We start from the raw sequence: 14,710 nt of genomic DNA, 5'->3' as shown, positions 1-14,710 counted from the left end.
TTCCAGTCAGTTATCCAGCGATCGCGTTGCGGCCACAGCTTGTGCCAGACTCAGCGCCACGATCGGCGCGGTGACTGCCCGCAGGATCGATGAGCCCAGAGAAACAGGCGACCAGCCTGCTGCGATCGCCTGCTCAATCTCGGCGTCACTCCAGCCGCCTTCAGGACCAATTGCGATCGCGAGATCCGTCCAAGCCGGTTGGGCTTGCAGCCAAGGCAGCAAGTTTGGCAGCGATCGCCGCGCCAAGCAGAGACAGCGTAGTGAGTCCTTGGAGGTCTGCGCAATCGCGTCTGCCCCAGCACGAATCGGTTCGATTTGAGGCAGGTAAAGACGCTCGGACTGTTCGCTGGCTTCGATCGCAATCTTGCGCCAGCGATCGGTTTTCTGGGCTTCGGCTCGCACCTGACTGTGATCGCTGATCACGGGCTGGATCGTGGTCACGCCCAACTCGGTCGCCTGACGAATCACCTCATCAAAACCTTGCTTCGGTAAGCCCTGAATCAGGGTCAACCGAGGCTGGGGTGGGGGAACCACAGGTGCAGCTTCGACAACGAACAACTGATCGCGATCGCCCAACTCTGCCGTCCATAGACCACCCTGCCCGTTGATGACGGCACAGCGATCGCCCGGCTTCAGCCGCAAGACCCGCTGCAGGTAATGGCGCTGCTCAGGATTCAACACCCAGCGATCGCCCTGCAATTGTTCCGGCGGCATCCACAGCCGTCGCAGTTCCCGCGCCATTAGCCCACTGGTAGTGGTTGCAACTCACCCAAGCTGGGTTTGAAGATGGCGGTTTTCAAGCCTGCTGTACTGAATTGGGCTTCTAGTTCCGCCTGACTGCCGGAGCCGCGAATGATCTTGTTGAGGATGCCCTTAGACTCGATGTCGCCGCCGGTTGCTGTTGGTAGCAGGACTTGCAGTTGCAGCCGCTGCGCCAGTTCCAAAGCCGTTTTTGCACCCTGAATGATTGGGCCTGCCAGCGGCAAGTCCAGACTTTCGATCGGGGCGATCGCAGCGGTTACAGGGCCAGTCACACTCGGGTCATGGAAGCCGTGCGGCTCGTAGTAGAGGCTTTGCCCCGACTGGCGATCGCGCAGTAGGTAGCCGTTTTCGACTTGCGGCACCGGTGCGCCCTTGGTGGCTTGCAGGTCTAAATTGCCGATCGCGACGCTCTCACCCGGATTCAGCACCGTCACTTGGCTAAAGCCCAGCTTCCGTGCCACTTTGGCTGCGGCAGGCGAAGCAAACACGGGAATCTGGCGATCGAGCTGCTCCAAGGTTGGCACATGGGCATGATCCGGCAGACCTTGAGACAAAATCAGGGCGTCGATCGCCTCGGGAATCGTCCACTGATTCTTGTGGCGAGCTTCAAAAAACCAGGCTTGATTGCCAAAACTGAGCGCTCCGACCAGCCAGGGATCGATCAGCAGACGCTGACCTGCCCATTGCACCAGCCAGCTGTTGGCACCGTAATAACAGACTTCCATCACACCGTTTCCAGTTGGAGAGAACGCTGACGACGATTGTGCGCGAGGGCGATCGCCAGTTGCAGAGCGGCCAGAAAACTCTCAGGTCGCGCTGTGCCTTGACCCGCGATATCAAAGGCCGTGCCGTGATCCGGCGAAGTCCGCACAAACGGCAAGCCAATCGTCGTATTGACCGCGCGATCGAAGGCTAACAACTTTACGGGAATCAAGCCTTGATCGTGATAGAGCGCCAAGTAAGCATCCGGTGCTGGCACCCCTGCTTGCTGCCAAGCCTGCCCCGCCGACAGCCAGAGCGTATCCGGCGGTTGCGGGCCTTGGAGTTGCGCCTGCGGAAAGCGATCGCGCATGGCTTCCAGCCAAGGAATCAGCCAATCCTGTTCTTCGCGACCGAGTCGGCCTTGCTCACCGCTGTGAGGGTTGAGTCCCGCAATCACGATCGTTGGTCGATCAATCCCAAAATCCTGCCGCAGACAGTCGATTAACAGGCTAAGTTTCTGGGTCAGCAGCTCGGGACTGAGGACATGGGGCACGTCCCGCAGCGGAATATGAGTCGTTGCCAAGAGAGTGCGCAGCTGCCACCCGGTCTGGGGCGATCGCGCCACAAACAACATCCCTGATCGCGAGACTTGAGCTGCTTCCGCCAGCACTTCCGTCTGCCCCGGATAGCCATGCCCTGCCAGTTGCCAAGCGGCTTTAGCGATCGGGGCCGTAACGATCGCTTCAAATTCACCCGCGAGGGTTCCGGCGATCGCAGCTTCTAATGCCCGAAAGCTGACTTCGCCGCTCTCTGCGGTGACCTGACCGGTCTGAATTGGCGTTTGCGGATCAGCCATCGCACGCTGGGAAAAGTCAGCGGGATTTGCCACATCAGCCCGCGATCGCAAGCTCTCATAGCAGGCTTGCCAGCATAGCGGACTGCCGATCAAGGTGATCTCGGTATGCTGAAGAAGTCCTTGGGACTGGGCGATCGCCAGCGCTTTAAGCGCCACTTCGGGACCAATCCCGGCAGGATCCCCCAAGCTGATAGCCACCTGCAGCGGTGAAAGTGACGACGAAAGCATGGGGCGCTACCTAAAAGTTCTGGCGCTGTTCTGGAGTACCGCGATCGCGGCGGAACTGGAATACCGTCTCAATTTTCTCCTCGCCAGCCTCAGTAGCCTGGGCGGTTTGGCGGGCAGCTTGTTTGGCCTGTTCCTCTTCTATCGTACGGGCTACCGCTTTCAGGGCTGGTCTTGGCCTGAGGCGCAGTTGGTGCTGGGTATCTTCACGCTTCTGCAGGGTGCTTCCGCCACGTTATTTGTGCCTAACCTCAACAAAATCGTTGAGCAGGTGCAGCAGGGCACCTTGGATTTCGTGCTGCTCAAGCCGGTCAGCTCGCAGTTTTGGCTCTCAACCCGCAGCCTGTCGCCTTGGGGCATCCCCGACTTTCTGTTTGGGCTAGCGCTGATTGGCTATGCCGGTCAGCAGTTGGGGCTGTCGCCACTGGATTATTTGCAAGGCATCTTGCCACTGGCCTGTAGCTTGGTGATTCTCTACAGCCTCTGGTTCATGATGGGTTCGCTCAGTATTTGGTTCGTCAAAATCTATAACGTCACCGAGGTGCTGCGCGGGCTGGTTGAAGCGGGACGCTATCCGATCAGTGCCTATCCAGCCGGCTTCCGAATCTTTTTCACCTTCGTCGTTCCCGTTGCATTCCTCACGACCTTTCCCGCCGAAGCTGCCCTCGATCGCCGACCGCTATTTTGGCTTTCTGGCGCAGCCTTCCTCGCGATCACTTTGCTCTGGCTGTCCAATCGCTTCTGGCGCTTTGCCCTTCGCTTTTACACCAGCGCTTCTAGTTGATTCTTGATTGGCTATACGTGAAGTGATAGCTTCTGCTGTTCATCTTGATATTTTTTGTCGGCGTTTTTCATGGCAAAAGCAAAAACCTTCTCTAAAGTCTTAGTGCTAATTCCTTTTACCTTAGTCAGATGATTCAATTGAGTAAAAGATGAATCATTGAAAATCCCAGAAAGCTTATTAATCTGGCTAGGGGTGAGTCCAGTAGTCAGCTTTAGCTTGTTGATGGGTGTTGTTAAAAACAAGTCTCTAGTGTGTTCGCATAAGTCATCATAAGCATGCGGATCATGCTGATAAATCTCAACAGAGATAGAACATTTTGAAAGGTAAGAAGTCATTATTTCTAAAGACTTCTCAGGATGTATTCCTCCGTGTTGAGCCCCAAGCAATGGAAAAGCAATTGAGTGAATTTCCTTCTCCTCATAGGTTTCAAGAAATTTTTGCAAACCTGCATGTAGATAAGACTCTTTACTAGGATTTTTCCAATGTTTTTTAGTCGGAAAATTGAGAATCCACCGCGAAGTAGTTTTATATATCCACAACTTTCCAATGTCTAGCAATCCTTGTTGGCAAAGAGATATATATTTTTGATCCATATCTGGATATCGAAGCTTAAATTCTAGAGCAATCCCAGCTCCCATCACACCTACACAGTTGACAGTGTTGACAAGAGTTTGGCAATTGGTTGTAAAAATATTGCCTTTCAAAATTTTCAGGCTCTGCATCTTAGAAGTAAAGTCCTTTTTCAATGGTTGATTGGATATTAGTTATTGATGCAACATGTGCACGAGTAGCCTCATTGTTACATGCTATTTTTTCTATGTATTTTACTCCAACACTTGGATAAACCAAGACTTCAGCACATCTACGACGTTTGCCGTCATCATAGTCTGTCCAGTACTGGGCACATAGAACATCTTTTGAATTGTTGATGACACTTTCATCATCAGAAAATAGCGTGGCATTGGCAGCTGCATTGCCATCAGTAAAAACATGACAATTAGAACTGAGAACAGACGTTGAAACAGCAATGATTACAATTTCATTTTGCATCTCTTTTCGCCTGTAGAGCATTGGATTTTTAGGATTTAAGTAAAAAGGAACATACTCATGAATACTTCGATCGTAAATTGGCTCAATCTCATCTCTTCTCGCTTGTACTGACGAATCAGAAATATCAGCAATTGAGACTCTTCTTCTTTTGATTTCAGCATTGCTTAGAATTCCACTTGCCAGAATTGATGATAAATTTTGTATGTGAGTCATGTGGTAAAGACAGTCGAATTTGCCAGCTAATAATCTCTTTTTTAGATTTGGAGCGGGTAATAAATTGAGATGATATTGGCCTGCAACTCTGCAGTCTTTAGTACCGTCAGTCCATTGAATTAGTGCATCAAACCCAGAAACAAAGAATCTGGGTGTCAGTTTAATAATTTGCCCCTGTTTTAATCTACGGCTTTGCCCTCGTCCAGAAATATTGTGATAAGAGTCATGCTGAGTCGCACCAAAACGGGTCTCTTCAACATAGCTACCCACATTAAATAGAGGCGTCATATTACCTTTAGGTCTCTACAGATTATTTTTAGTGAATCTAGGATTAAATACAGATAAAACTTCTGTCTCTATAATTAATTTCAAGAATTTTTTAAGGGCTAGCTAATAGCTAAACCTCGACTTATTGGCGGCTTGATGTCTTACTTAATCGCAATTTTTTATGTGCTTAGGGTTATTGCGATCGCTTGAATACCGGTTTGGAGTGTTGCACAACAGGGCTGAAGTTGCGCTTGCACTTCCGGTGGAAATCGCTTCAGTGCAACGCCTAGTAGCGTTTCGATCGCCTGTTGCATCGCTGCGATCGGTACTTCTAATTCTTCGTAAACCACCGCCAAAGCTTCAAAGCCTGCAGGTGTGGCATAGTCGGCTCGTCCTGCTGCCACGCCGTAGCTAAGGCAGCGCAAAAACTGCCAGCAATCGCGCCAGCAAGACTGCGATCGCACCTCGGGGTAGAGCGCCCCACCCGGTTCCGTGATGCCCGGAAAACGCTCAAGCAAATCAGCGCGGGCGATCGCGATCAATTCCTCGGCGTCATCGCGCAGAAATCGGGCTGCCGTTGGGTTGGCATTGGGGAGGCAGGCTAAGGCGATCGCAACTAAATCGGCATCACTGAGAAAGCGCTGCTCATCCTCAGCCGCTTGGAAGCGCGTCAGCAGCTCCGCCGAAATCTCGGCTTGCCAAGACTGAAAGTTAGTCAGGCGAGCTTGGGGTAAGAGTTGGCGGGCGCGATCGCTGAGGGGCACGGCGGTTTCTGCGAAAAGCGACTTTCTCAGCCTAAAACGCGCAACGCCCGACCGAAGCCGAGCGTTAGCGATCGCTGTCAGAGCAGCGTTAGTTCAGGTGCAATCTAGGCGATCGCAGCTTCGTAGTTTGCTGAAGCGAAGTCCCAGTTAGCCAGCTTCTCAACGAAGGTGCTGATGTAGTCGGGACGACGATTTTGGTAGTCGAGGTAATAGGCGTGTTCCCAGACATCGATGGTCAACAGCGGGGTTTGACCATGGGCGATCGGGGTGTCAGCGTTGCCCGTTTTGGTGATTTTCAGGCTGCCGTTGTCCAGTACCAACCATGCCCAGCCGCTGCCGAATTGGGTGGCTGCTGCTTGTTTGAACTCGGCCACGAAGTTTTCGAAGCTGCCGAAGTCAGCTGCGATTTTGTCGGCCAAAGCACCGGTAGGAGCGCCGCCACCGTTGGGTTTGATCGAGTTCCAGTAGAAAGAGTGGTTCCAAGCTTGCGCCGCGTTGTTGAACAGACCGGCTTTGCTGGCGTCGCCTGCGATCGCTTTGATCACAGCTTCGATCGGCTGGCTGTCCAGCTCGGTGTCTTTGACAGCGTTGTTGTAGTTGTTGACGTAGGCCGCGTGGTGCTTGTCGTGGTGGAATTCCAGCGTTTCCTTAGTGATGTAAGGCGCCAGTGCGGTGTAGTCGAAGGGCAATGCTGGCAATTCGTAGGACATGAGTCGTGTTCCCTTGAGCGGGTTGTCTTTACCTAGAGTAATAAAAACCGGCCCGCTCCTTGGTAGGCGCGTCTTCTAGGGCACAAGGTGCCGACAGCTCGCTTGGGGCGCCACCGCCATCTGCGATAGTTGAACCTGCAGATTGTGAGCTGAGCCCAATGACCCATGCCACCGACGTGCTGACGCTAGCCCGCTGGCTGGCTGCCGACTTCAGCAATCAAGCCCAAGCCTTCGAAAATCCACCCTTTTTTGCCCATATCCGCGTCTGCATGAGGCCGCTGGCGCTAGAGGTTTTAGATGGTTTGAGTCTCTATGTGGAGCAAGCCTACGACCTCGACGTCAATCAGCCCTATCGTGCCCGGGTGCTCAAGCTCGTTCCAGCTGGCGATCACATCGAAATTGAGAACTTCCGGGTCATCAATGGCGAGGACCTGTTTGGCGCTTCCCGCGATCGCGATCGCCTGTCTAAGTTGAGCCGCGATCGCCTTGAAAAACTTCCGGGCTGCACTTTCATCACCCATTGGACAGGGAACGGCTTCAAAGGTGTGGTGGAGCCGGGCAAAGGCTGCATTGTCGAGCGCAAAGGTCAGTCCACCTACCTCGAAAGTGAATTCGAAGTAGACGAGGAGAAGATGATCAGCCTTGATCGCGGCCGTCATCCTGAAACCGATGAGCAGGTGTGGGGATCGGTGGCGGGGCCATTTCACTTCCTGCGCTGGCACAGTTTTGCCGACGAAGTCCCCACTCCTTAGTTGCCACTAAATCCGAGTCCTGATCAGACCTCGCTATGGTGGAAAGAGGTCTTGGGTCTTGTGCTGTGGCTGTGGCCGATCGCATTCTTTACGTCCGTCTTCCTTGCAACCCGATCTTTCCGATCGGCGTGGTCTACCTTGCAGATCATGTCCACAAGCAGTTTCCGGCGATCGAGCAGCAGATCTTTGACCTCGGCACCGTGCCCCCGCTGGACTACAAAGGGGCACTTGATCGGGCGATCGATCAGTTCCGGCCGACGCTTCTCGTCTTCTCTTGGCGGGATATTCAGATCTACGCACCGGTAGGTGGACGCGGCGGTAATCCGCTCCAAAACTCGTTTGAGTTCTACTACGGTCGCAATCCTCTGATTCGGCTGCGGGGTGCCCTCGGTGGTTTCCAAGTGGTCAGCGCCTACTACACGGAACTCTGGCGTAATTTGGGGCTGATCAAACGGGCTCAGAAACGATCGCAGCGCTACTGTCCTGATGTGCGAACGGTTGTGGGTGGCGGTGCCGTCAGCGTCTTCTATGAGCAGCTCGGCAACAAACTTGCCAAGGGCACGATCGTCTCAGTGGGCGAAGGTGAGACGCTGCTGGAGAAACTGCTACGCGGTGAATCGATCGCCCAAGAACGCTGCTACATTGCTGGTGCCGAAAAACCGCGATCGCGCCTGATCCACGAGCAACCGACGCCGCTGATCAAAACGTCCTGCAACTACGACTACATCGAGTCGATTTGGCCGGCGTTCAATTACTACTTGGCGGATGGCGACTTCTACATCGGCGTCCAAACCAAACGCGGCTGCCCGCACAACTGCTGCTATTGCGTCTACACAGTCGTTGAAGGCAAGCAAGTTCGCGTTAATCCGGCGGCGGAGGTCGTGGCGGAAATGCGCCAGCTCTACGATCGCGGTGTGCGCAACTTCTGGTTTACCGACGCCCAATTTATTCCGGCGCGCCGCTACATCGAAGACGCCAAAGTACTGCTACGGGAAATTCTTGCAGCGGGTCTAACCGATATTCACTGGGCAGCTTATATTCGTGCCGATAATCTCGATCCGGAGCTGGCTGAGCTGATGGTTCAGACCGGCATGAACTACTTCGAGATCGGCATCACCAGCGGTTCGCAAGAACTGGTTCGCAAAATGCGCATGGGCTACAACCTGCGCACAGTTCTGGAAAACTGTCGTGCCCTCAAAGCAGCTGGCTTCAATGACTTAGTGTCAGTTAACTACTCGTTCAACGTGATTGATGAGCGGGAAGAGACGATCCGCCAAACGATCGCCTATCACCGTGAATTAGAAGCGATTTTCGGTGCGGATAAAGTCGAGCCAGCGATCTTCTTCATTGGACTCCAACCCCACACGCACCTTGAAGATTACGCCTTTGAACAGGGCGTGCTAAAGCGGGATTACAACCCGATGAGCATGATGCCTTGGACGGCGAAAAAGCTGCTCTGGAATCCGGAACCGATGGGCTCCTTCTTCGGTGAAGTCTGCCTAGAAGCCTTCCAGCGCAATCCCTACGACTTTGGTCGTGAGGTGATGCAGTTGCTGGAAAACCGGCTGGGGCGATCGCCTTTGGCAGAAGCCTTGACCGCCCCAGTGCCTGAAGCGCCGGTGCGATCGCTGGCTTCGGTTTCCTAGCGCGATCGTGGGGCAACGCATTCTCGGCCTGGATCCGGGGTTAGCGATCGTGGGATTTGGGGCGCTGCTCTGTCCCGACTCCCGCCAAGGCGGATTGGAACTGCTGGACTTCGGCGTCATTTCCACGCCTGCTGGGGCGGAGATTGGCGATCGCCTCGAAACGATCTATCAGGATTTGCATCAACTGATCGATCTGGTGCAGCCGGATGCCGTCGCGGTTGAGAAGCTATTTTTCTACCGCATGGGCAACACGATCGCGGTTGCTCAGGCTCGCGGTGTTCTAATGCTGGTGTTGCGACAGCGCCGCTTGCCCTACTGTGAGTTCACGCCTGCTCAGGTCAAACAAGCACTGACTGGCTACGGCAATGCACCGAAGTTAGCAGTGCAGCAAGCTGTCCAACGCGAGCTTCAACTGGACGCAATTCCGCGCCCCGATGATGCAGCAGATGCGGTTGCTTTAGCTTTGACGGCTTGGTTCCAGCAAGCAGGCTAAGCGACCCCTGCTTTGAAATAAGCGCCTTGAGCCTCAGCACTCCACTCTGCTTCAGTCATTGACAAGACTGGAGCTGCACTGAGGGCAGGAACCGCAGCAGTGGGTTCGGAAAACAGTTGACTACTGGATCGGCAGGCAGGCCAATCACTGCCCACGCTGACTTGGAGGAGTTGACACTCACCAGCCCAGCGGCGATCGGCTCTGTAGAACTGGCAGTACCGACAGGTTGTAGCGGAATCAGCCATTGCGATCGCACCCACGCATCACGACCCTATGATCCCAAAGTCATTCTTAACTTTGAGGGGCGAGGATCACCTCAGAAGCTAGGAGCAGTCGGCGTTATTGGGCTGCAATTTCTGAGAGCCTGCTTAAGAATCTTTTCGTGAACTCGTAACATCTAGAAATTTATCTCCCGACAATTTAGACGCAAACAGCAGAGTTTTTTGGGCTTTAAGGTCGGGGATCAAGAAGAATGACAGACAATCCATGAGTGAACAGCATGCTGAGAAGGACAACCCTCAGGAGTCCAAGATTAAAATCCTGAGAATTTCACCGCGATGGATCAGCCCACTGTTGGCGAATGCAGAGCGCACAACAGTGCCAGCGCTGGAGTTCACCGGGAGGGGTAGGAATGCCGCAGCGGGGACAGCGGGGAAGACGACGACTCAGATCTCGGCGGTGTTGGAGTGGGTCACTGGCGATCGCGGGGTTGAACGTCTCCCCCAATCGGCAGGGGTGCACTTGCCAAGACTGTTGTTGGCGATCGGATTCGAGGGGAGTCGCAATTGTGCGGCGATCGCGGTAGGCGGTCGAAAAGCGAATGTCTTTCAGCTCTTGCACGCTGATTTTGAGTTCTTGCCGCAGCCGTTGCAGCAGCCGTAGCCGTTCAAAACCTAAGGTCTGTGCCCAAGCGCCCGAACTGACAGCCACTTGCAGGGTTTGGCGCTGAATCGCCACCGGTTCTGCCTGAGCTGCGATCGCAGGCCCAACAATCGCTGCCCAGCGCTGCTGTATCTGTCGCAGCGTGCGATCCTGCTGCCAGCGAGGATCCTGCTGAAGCTGTCGAAGGATCTGTTCAAGCGATCGCGGTTGCATGACAGGCACCCGGGCCAAAGGAAGCTAAGGAAGACCAAGGGTTGGCGTTGGCCAGCTAGCCGCTACACTAGCGAGCGCGTTCGGCTCTCTCCATTGTTATGCCTTCTTCATCTCTGCCCGAGCCACTTCAACGAATCCTGCAAGGTAGTGACAGCACTCTCGATCAGGAGTTGCGACGTTTTCAAGAGTGGAGTCAGGCGAACCCCGGTTGGGACAAGGTCGTCACGCCAATGACACCACCCCCTCAGCAGGAATATGACTCGACGGAAGCACTCTTTGCCGCCAGTCATCAAGGCTGGCGACGGCTGCTTCCAGTCGATCGCACACCGCTGTACGCGCTCTCTATCGTGGCAGCCGTGCTGGTAGTTGCCGTGGGAATCGCTAGCCAACTGGTCCGGCGATCGCCTGCACCGACTGCCCCACCTACCGTTGCGTTCCAAGGCCCCGATCTCAGCCAGCGGGAATTTGCGGACCTCACCCTCGATCGCCTGAGCCAAATCAATCCAGAAGGCCGCGATCGCCCGCGCTTTCAACTGTTTGTGCAAGTTAGCCCCGGCCAGAGCTTAGAACAGCTCGCAGCGCTGATTCCGGGCTCCCAAGTGGAGGGCGATCGCCTCTTAGTCGGTGAATTTCGCGATCGTCAAGCCGCCACAGAGCGCCAACAACAGTTTCGGCAGCAGGGATATAGCACCGAGCTAAAGACTTCCCCCTAAGCCCTGCTCAGGAAGCTGAATCCAGCCAAGTTGGCAAGGACGGGAATCCAGCCAGGGGTCAAATCCTGGACTTGACTGACAGGCAGATCCTCCTTGCTACACTGAAGCTCAGCGCCAACCGCAGCGTCTTCTCCCCACTTTTTGGGATGAGACTCTAACCCCGTCTTGACTGCGGGAAGCATCAACGCGAATAGGAAGTTTGCGTCATGGGACTTTTCGACCGCATTAGCCGTGTTGTCCGAGCCAACATGAATGACTTGGTCAGCAAGGCCGAGGATCCCGAAAAGATTCTCGAGCAAGCCCTGATGGACATGCAGGAGGATCTGATCCAACTGCGGCAAGCGGTGGCTACGGCGATCGCCGGCCAAAAGCGCATTGAGCAACAGATGAACCAAGCGCAGACGCAGGCCACGAGCTGGCAGCAACGGGCGCAATTGGCTCTGCAGAAAGGTCAAGAAGACCTGGCTCGTCAAGCGCTGAGCCGCAAGAAAACCTTCAGTGAAACAGCACTGGCGCTCAAGACTCAGCTCGATCAGCAAGCAGGGCAAGTCGATACACTCAAGCGCAACTTAGTGGCACTAGAAGGCAAAATCGCCGAAGCCAAAACGAAGAAAGACATGCTCAAGGCGCGGGCACAAGCTGCCAAAGCGCAAGAGCAACTGCAAGGAGCTGTGGGGCGCTTGGGCACCAATAGCTCGATGGCAGCTTTTGAGCGCATGGAGGAGAAAGTGCTGCAAATGGAAGCCAAGGCACAAGCCACGGCTGAATTGGCTGGCACAAATCTAGAAAGCCAGTTTGCGGCGCTTGAAGCAGGCGGTGATGTTGAAGATGAGCTAGCAGCCATGAAAGCGCAGCTCGCTGGCGGAACCACCGCAACAACAGCGCTACCCGCAGGGGACCCAACGCCGGTCAACGTCTCGCAATCTAGTAGCGTCGATGCTGAGCTAGAGGCTCTGAAGCGCGAACTCGATTCTCTCTAGTCGTTCTCTCGTTTGAACACATATAGACTTCAGCAATCTGTCTTTGGGCAGGTTGCTTTTGTTTTGAGGGTATCGATTCGCTGGTAGTCAGTACCGGTGCGATCCCCACCTACCACCCAGCAAACCAGCCGATCGCGTCACACTGGGGAGTAACTTTTCACAATTTTCCCAGGACCGTTGCCCATGCTGGTTAAAACCTCAGAGTCGCGCTGGTTGGCGCTTTTACAACGCCGCCAGCGTCAATGCTTTCTGGTGGCAGCGGGCGTTTCCTCGATTGGCTCCTTCGCCGGAATCATCGCCAAGGGCTGGCTCATTCAAGACATGACCCAGCAACCGTTGCTGCTCGCAGTCAACTTTGCCTGCCTGAGTTTGCCAGCCATTTTTCTCTCGTCCCATGCCGGGACGCTCACTGATCGCCTGGGGGCAGAACCTGTCCTGAAGCGATCGCAGTATTTCCTGCTGCTGGGGGCTATTTTCTCTGCGATCGGCTACGTCCTCTGCACCGGTTGGATTGCGGGCCAAGTGACAGCGATGATTGGCGGCACGCTGATTGTGGGCATTGCCAGCGCCTATGAGCTGACGTCGCGCCTCAAATACGTTGGCCTCGTGGTGGCGGAAGCAACCCTAGCTGGCTACCTGGCCCAGTTCTCAGTCATCTTTAATGTCGCCAAACTGATCGGCCCGCCGGTGGGGGGCTTTGCCCTAACGCTCTTGCATCCCTCCTGGGTCTTAAGCCTGGATGCCCTCAGTTACCTGGTGCCGATTGCGGTTGTCAATTTCGTGATGCAGCCGCGATCGCTGACGGCTGCCGAGCAGCCTCAGCATCGACTGACCATGACCCAAGCCTGGCAAGGGATCACGCCACAATTGCGCAGCATCACCCTATTTACTGGGGTTGCCTCGGTAATTGGCTTTTTCCATCCCGCGATCGTGCCGGTGCTGGCTAAGGCTTATGTCGGACCAGATCCGCTCTCCTTGGGTTGGCTGACCGCCAGTATTGCGATCGGGAGCATTACGGCTGGCTTACTGCAGCAGCGGTTTAGTCAAGCCGTCGTCGGGCGTCCGCGGCAAATGCTGATTCTGGCTGCCAGCGTGACGGCGATCGCCCAAATTGGTTTTGCCCTCCAGCCCAACCAAAACATGGCTCTCTTTCTTGCTGCCTTGATTGGCTTTGGCACCGCTGCGCTCCTAGCGGGCGGCAACATTATTGGCCAAGCCCTCGCCCCCTGGGAGTATCGCGGTCGAGTAGCTGGTCTGACCCAAATTGCTACCTTGGGCGGCGGTGGCGTCAGCAGTTTGTTGGCTGGTGGTCTAATCGCACAATTGGGACTGTCCATCGCGATGGGGCTGCTCGGAATCGCCGGACTTCTTGCAGCTTTGGTCTATGGCCGCCAGTCGCTACAACCCGCTGCCCGCTGATCGCTCTTGTATGAACACTGCTCTCGCTGCCCTGTTCAACCCACAGACTTGGCCCTTTCGTCCAGAGAGCTTGCCGGAGGGAGCCTGCTTGGTTGGAGGGGCCGTTCGTGATGCGTTGCTGGGCCGTCTGACTGAACCGCTCGATCTGGATTGGGTGGTTCCCACAGGTGCAGTTGAAACGGCACGCACTTTAGCTCGTCAACATCAAGCGGGCTTCGTTCTCCTGGATGCTGAGCGTCAGATCGCACGGGTCGTCTTCCCTTCAATGACCGTTGACTTTGCCCAGCAGGAAGGCGATCGCCTGGAACAAGACTTGCAGCGACGCGATTTCACAATCAACGCGATCGCCTACGACTGGCAGCGCTGCCGCCTGATTGATCCGCTGGGAGGCCAAGCCGATCTGGAGCAAGGACTGTTGCGGATGATTGCTCCCGACAATCTAGTGGCTGACCCGCTGCGCCTGCTGCGTGCCTATCGGCAAGCGGCCCAACTAGAACTAGAGATCGAACCAGAGACGGCTGCTGCGATCGCCCAGCTTGCCCCTTTATTACCCCAAGTCGCGGGTGAGCGGATTTGGGCAGAACTTCAGCGCCTGCTGAATGTGCCCCCACCCCATCCGATTTTGGTGGAGGCGATCGCCAGCGGGCTTCTCACACCGTGGTTTCCCGAGGCTTCGGTGGATTGTTTGGCAGCCATCGCCGATCACTGGCGGCAACTCCAAGCTCAAGTCCCAGATTGGGCGGACTGGTTCACGCCCATTGGACCGGGCGGCAGGCTTAGCTACTTAGCCTATGCTTGGCTGACCTGCTTGCTACCCCGCGATCGCGATCGGGCGCAACAGGTCCTACTGGCCCTCAAAAGTAGTCGAGCCGAGCAGCGATCGCTGTTACAACTGCAGCAACATTGGCAGGAATGCCAGGCGGGGACGGCAGCCACGACGGCTGGACAAGTCGCCTTATTCCAAACCTTGGGAGACCTAGTACCAGCCCTCTTGCTACAGCTCGAAGCGGGCGACTTACGCCAGACGTTGCTGCGGCGCTACCAAACGCCCAATGACCCGATCGCCCATCTCCAGCCCCTCGTCAGTGGGACTGATCTACAGGTTTCGCTGGGCATTCGGAGCGGCCCTCACCTCGGCCAACTCTTGCAGGATCTCCGTGTGGCTCAAGCCGAGCAGCAGTTTTGCGATCGGGCTGGGGCGATCGCGTTTGCGGCCCGTTGGCTCCAAGAAACCTCTCTCCCCCAATAGCTTGCAAATGCCGTGTTAGCCTAATCAATG

The 14,710-nt window shown here is 55.3% G+C and carries 17 protein-coding genes; 8 read left to right on the top strand and 9 right to left on the bottom strand.

The window, feature by feature from the left end; translation table 11 throughout:
- Positions 1-6: 6 nt before the first annotated feature.
- From DOP62_RS12920 to pdxA, 3 genes are read right to left on the bottom strand one after another with little or no spacing between them, the layout of a single operon-like run.
- A complete protein-coding gene (locus tag DOP62_RS12920) occupies positions 7-741 on the bottom strand; it encodes a 16S rRNA (uracil(1498)-N(3))-methyltransferase (protein WP_208674243.1) in 735 nt (244 codons plus the stop codon).
- The gene (locus tag DOP62_RS12915; RefSeq protein ID WP_208674245.1) at positions 741-1,487 is read right to left on the bottom strand and encodes an MBL fold metallo-hydrolase; all 747 of its coding nucleotides are present in this window, start codon (positions 1,485-1,487) and stop codon (positions 741-743) included. The genes DOP62_RS12920 and DOP62_RS12915 overlap by 1 nt, the downstream gene beginning before the upstream one ends.
- Positions 1,487-2,548, bottom strand: a complete 1,062-nt coding sequence (gene pdxA, locus DOP62_RS12910; RefSeq protein WP_208674247.1) for a 4-hydroxythreonine-4-phosphate dehydrogenase PdxA — start codon at positions 2,546-2,548, stop codon at positions 1,487-1,489. The genes DOP62_RS12915 and pdxA overlap by 1 nt, the downstream gene beginning before the upstream one ends.
- Between pdxA and DOP62_RS12905 the strand changes: the two genes are divergently transcribed.
- Positions 2,547-3,329 (top strand): ABC transporter permease, encoded by a 783-nt coding sequence (locus tag DOP62_RS12905; RefSeq protein ID WP_208674257.1) that lies wholly within the window; start codon positions 2,547-2,549, stop codon positions 3,327-3,329. The genes pdxA and DOP62_RS12905 overlap by 2 nt on opposite strands.
- Positions 3,330-3,340: 11 nt before the next feature.
- Here the strand turns inward: DOP62_RS12905 and DOP62_RS12900 are convergent, their stop codons facing one another.
- The 4 genes from DOP62_RS12900 to DOP62_RS12885 all read right to left on the bottom strand — a co-directional run bounded on the left by DOP62_RS12900 (position 3,341) and on the right by DOP62_RS12885 (position 6,333).
- Positions 3,341-4,051: a macro domain-containing protein gene (locus DOP62_RS12900; RefSeq protein ID WP_208674262.1), complete on the bottom strand. Its 711-nt coding sequence runs from the start codon at positions 4,049-4,051 to the stop codon at positions 3,341-3,343.
- 1 nt (position 4,052) lies between these two features.
- Positions 4,053-4,880 (bottom strand): DUF4433 domain-containing protein, encoded by an 828-nt coding sequence (locus tag DOP62_RS12895; RefSeq protein WP_208674264.1) that lies wholly within the window; start codon positions 4,878-4,880, stop codon positions 4,053-4,055.
- A gap of 158 nt (positions 4,881-5,038) precedes the next feature.
- Positions 5,039-5,623: a phycobilisome protein gene (locus DOP62_RS12890; RefSeq protein WP_208674266.1), complete on the bottom strand. Its 585-nt coding sequence runs from the start codon at positions 5,621-5,623 to the stop codon at positions 5,039-5,041.
- 104 nt (positions 5,624-5,727) lie between these two features.
- Positions 5,728-6,333: a superoxide dismutase gene (locus DOP62_RS12885; protein ID WP_208674268.1), complete on the bottom strand. Its 606-nt coding sequence runs from the start codon at positions 6,331-6,333 to the stop codon at positions 5,728-5,730.
- Positions 6,334-6,491: 158 nt separating this feature from the next.
- Between DOP62_RS12885 and DOP62_RS12880 the strand changes: the two genes are divergently transcribed.
- The 3 genes from DOP62_RS12880 (at position 6,492) to ruvC (ending at position 9,224) form a co-directional block, all read left to right on the top strand.
- On the top strand, positions 6,492-7,085 hold the full coding sequence (locus DOP62_RS12880; protein WP_208674270.1) for a chromophore lyase CpcT/CpeT: 594 nt from the start codon (positions 6,492-6,494) through the stop codon (positions 7,083-7,085).
- 71 nt (positions 7,086-7,156) lie between these two features.
- Complete coding sequence (locus DOP62_RS12875; protein WP_222610251.1) at positions 7,157-8,731, top strand: photosystem II high light acclimation radical SAM protein; 1,575 nt, start codon at positions 7,157-7,159, stop codon at positions 8,729-8,731.
- Between the two features lie 7 nt (positions 8,732-8,738).
- Positions 8,739-9,224, top strand: a complete 486-nt coding sequence (gene ruvC / locus DOP62_RS12870; protein WP_208674274.1) for a crossover junction endodeoxyribonuclease RuvC — start codon at positions 8,739-8,741, stop codon at positions 9,222-9,224.
- On the opposite strand, the gene DOP62_RS12865 is transcribed toward ruvC, so the two are convergent.
- On the bottom strand, positions 9,221-9,469 hold the full coding sequence (locus tag DOP62_RS12865) for a hypothetical protein (protein ID WP_208674276.1): 249 nt from the start codon (positions 9,467-9,469) through the stop codon (positions 9,221-9,223). The two genes, ruvC and DOP62_RS12865, sit on opposite strands and share 4 nt — an antisense overlap.
- Positions 9,470-9,773: 304 nt before the next feature.
- Positions 9,774-10,319 (bottom strand): DciA family protein, encoded by a 546-nt coding sequence (locus DOP62_RS12860; protein ID WP_208677093.1) that lies wholly within the window; start codon positions 10,317-10,319, stop codon positions 9,774-9,776.
- A 98-nt stretch (positions 10,320-10,417) separates the two neighbouring features.
- Between DOP62_RS12860 and DOP62_RS12855 the strand changes: the two genes are divergently transcribed.
- From DOP62_RS12855 to DOP62_RS12840, 4 genes are all read left to right on the top strand, one after another.
- Entirely contained in the window at positions 10,418-11,032 is a 615-nt protein-coding gene (locus DOP62_RS12855) for a hypothetical protein (RefSeq protein ID WP_370538812.1), read from the top strand.
- A gap of 206 nt (positions 11,033-11,238) precedes the next feature.
- A complete protein-coding gene (locus DOP62_RS12850) occupies positions 11,239-12,012 on the top strand; it encodes a PspA/IM30 family protein (RefSeq protein WP_208674278.1) in 774 nt (257 codons plus the stop codon).
- A gap of 183 nt (positions 12,013-12,195) precedes the next feature.
- On the top strand, positions 12,196-13,431 hold the full coding sequence (locus tag DOP62_RS12845; protein ID WP_208674280.1) for an MFS transporter: 1,236 nt from the start codon (positions 12,196-12,198) through the stop codon (positions 13,429-13,431).
- Positions 13,397-14,680 carry a CCA tRNA nucleotidyltransferase gene (locus DOP62_RS12840; RefSeq protein WP_261789869.1) on the top strand — a complete coding sequence of 428 codons (1,284 nt, stop codon included), beginning with the start codon at positions 13,397-13,399 and terminating at the stop codon, positions 14,678-14,680. The genes DOP62_RS12845 and DOP62_RS12840 overlap by 35 nt, the downstream gene beginning before the upstream one ends.
- Positions 14,681-14,710 lie beyond the last annotated feature (30 nt).

It is taken from the genome of Synechococcus elongatus PCC 11801 (assembly GCF_003846445.2).
Lineage (GTDB): Bacteria > Cyanobacteriota > Cyanobacteriia > Synechococcales > Synechococcaceae > Synechococcus > Synechococcus elongatus_A.
The sequence above is the reverse complement of the archived record's forward strand: the minus strand, read 5'-3'. Positions and strand labels throughout refer to the sequence as shown.

Excerpts from the sequence above, each read along its gene's own strand:
- DOP62_RS12920 (WP_208674243.1), bottom strand. The coding sequence starts at position 741 with ATGGCGCGGGAACTGCGACGGCTGTGGATGCCGCCGGAACAATTGCAG.
- DOP62_RS12915 (WP_208674245.1), bottom strand. The coding sequence starts at position 1,487 with ATGGAAGTCTGTTATTACGGTGCCAACAGCTGGCTGGTGCAATGGGCA.
- DOP62_RS12905 (WP_208674257.1), top strand. The coding sequence starts at position 2,547 with ATGGGGCGCTACCTAAAAGTTCTGGCGCTGTTCTGGAGTACCGCGATC.
- pdxA (WP_208674247.1), bottom strand. The coding sequence starts at position 2,548 with ATGCTTTCGTCGTCACTTTCACCGCTGCAGGTGGCTATCAGCTTGGGG.
- DOP62_RS12900 (WP_208674262.1), bottom strand. The coding sequence starts at position 4,051 with ATGCAGAGCCTGAAAATTTTGAAAGGCAATATTTTTACAACCAATTGC.
- DOP62_RS12895 (WP_208674264.1), bottom strand. The coding sequence starts at position 4,880 with ATGACGCCTCTATTTAATGTGGGTAGCTATGTTGAAGAGACCCGTTTT.
- DOP62_RS12885 (WP_208674268.1), bottom strand. The coding sequence starts at position 6,333 with ATGTCCTACGAATTGCCAGCATTGCCCTTCGACTACACCGCACTGGCG.
- DOP62_RS12880 (WP_208674270.1), top strand. The coding sequence starts at position 6,492 with ATGACCCATGCCACCGACGTGCTGACGCTAGCCCGCTGGCTGGCTGCC.
- DOP62_RS12865 (WP_208674276.1), bottom strand. The coding sequence starts at position 9,469 with ATGGCTGATTCCGCTACAACCTGTCGGTACTGCCAGTTCTACAGAGCC.
- DOP62_RS12860 (WP_208677093.1), bottom strand. The coding sequence starts at position 10,319 with ATGCAACCGCGATCGCTTGAACAGATCCTTCGACAGCTTCAGCAGGAT.
- DOP62_RS12855 (WP_370538812.1), top strand. The coding sequence starts at position 10,418 with ATGCCTTCTTCATCTCTGCCCGAGCCACTTCAACGAATCCTGCAAGGT.
- DOP62_RS12850 (WP_208674278.1), top strand. The coding sequence starts at position 11,239 with ATGGGACTTTTCGACCGCATTAGCCGTGTTGTCCGAGCCAACATGAAT.
- DOP62_RS12845 (WP_208674280.1), top strand. The coding sequence starts at position 12,196 with ATGCTGGTTAAAACCTCAGAGTCGCGCTGGTTGGCGCTTTTACAACGC.
- DOP62_RS12840 (WP_261789869.1), top strand. The coding sequence starts at position 13,397 with ATGGCCGCCAGTCGCTACAACCCGCTGCCCGCTGATCGCTCTTGTATG.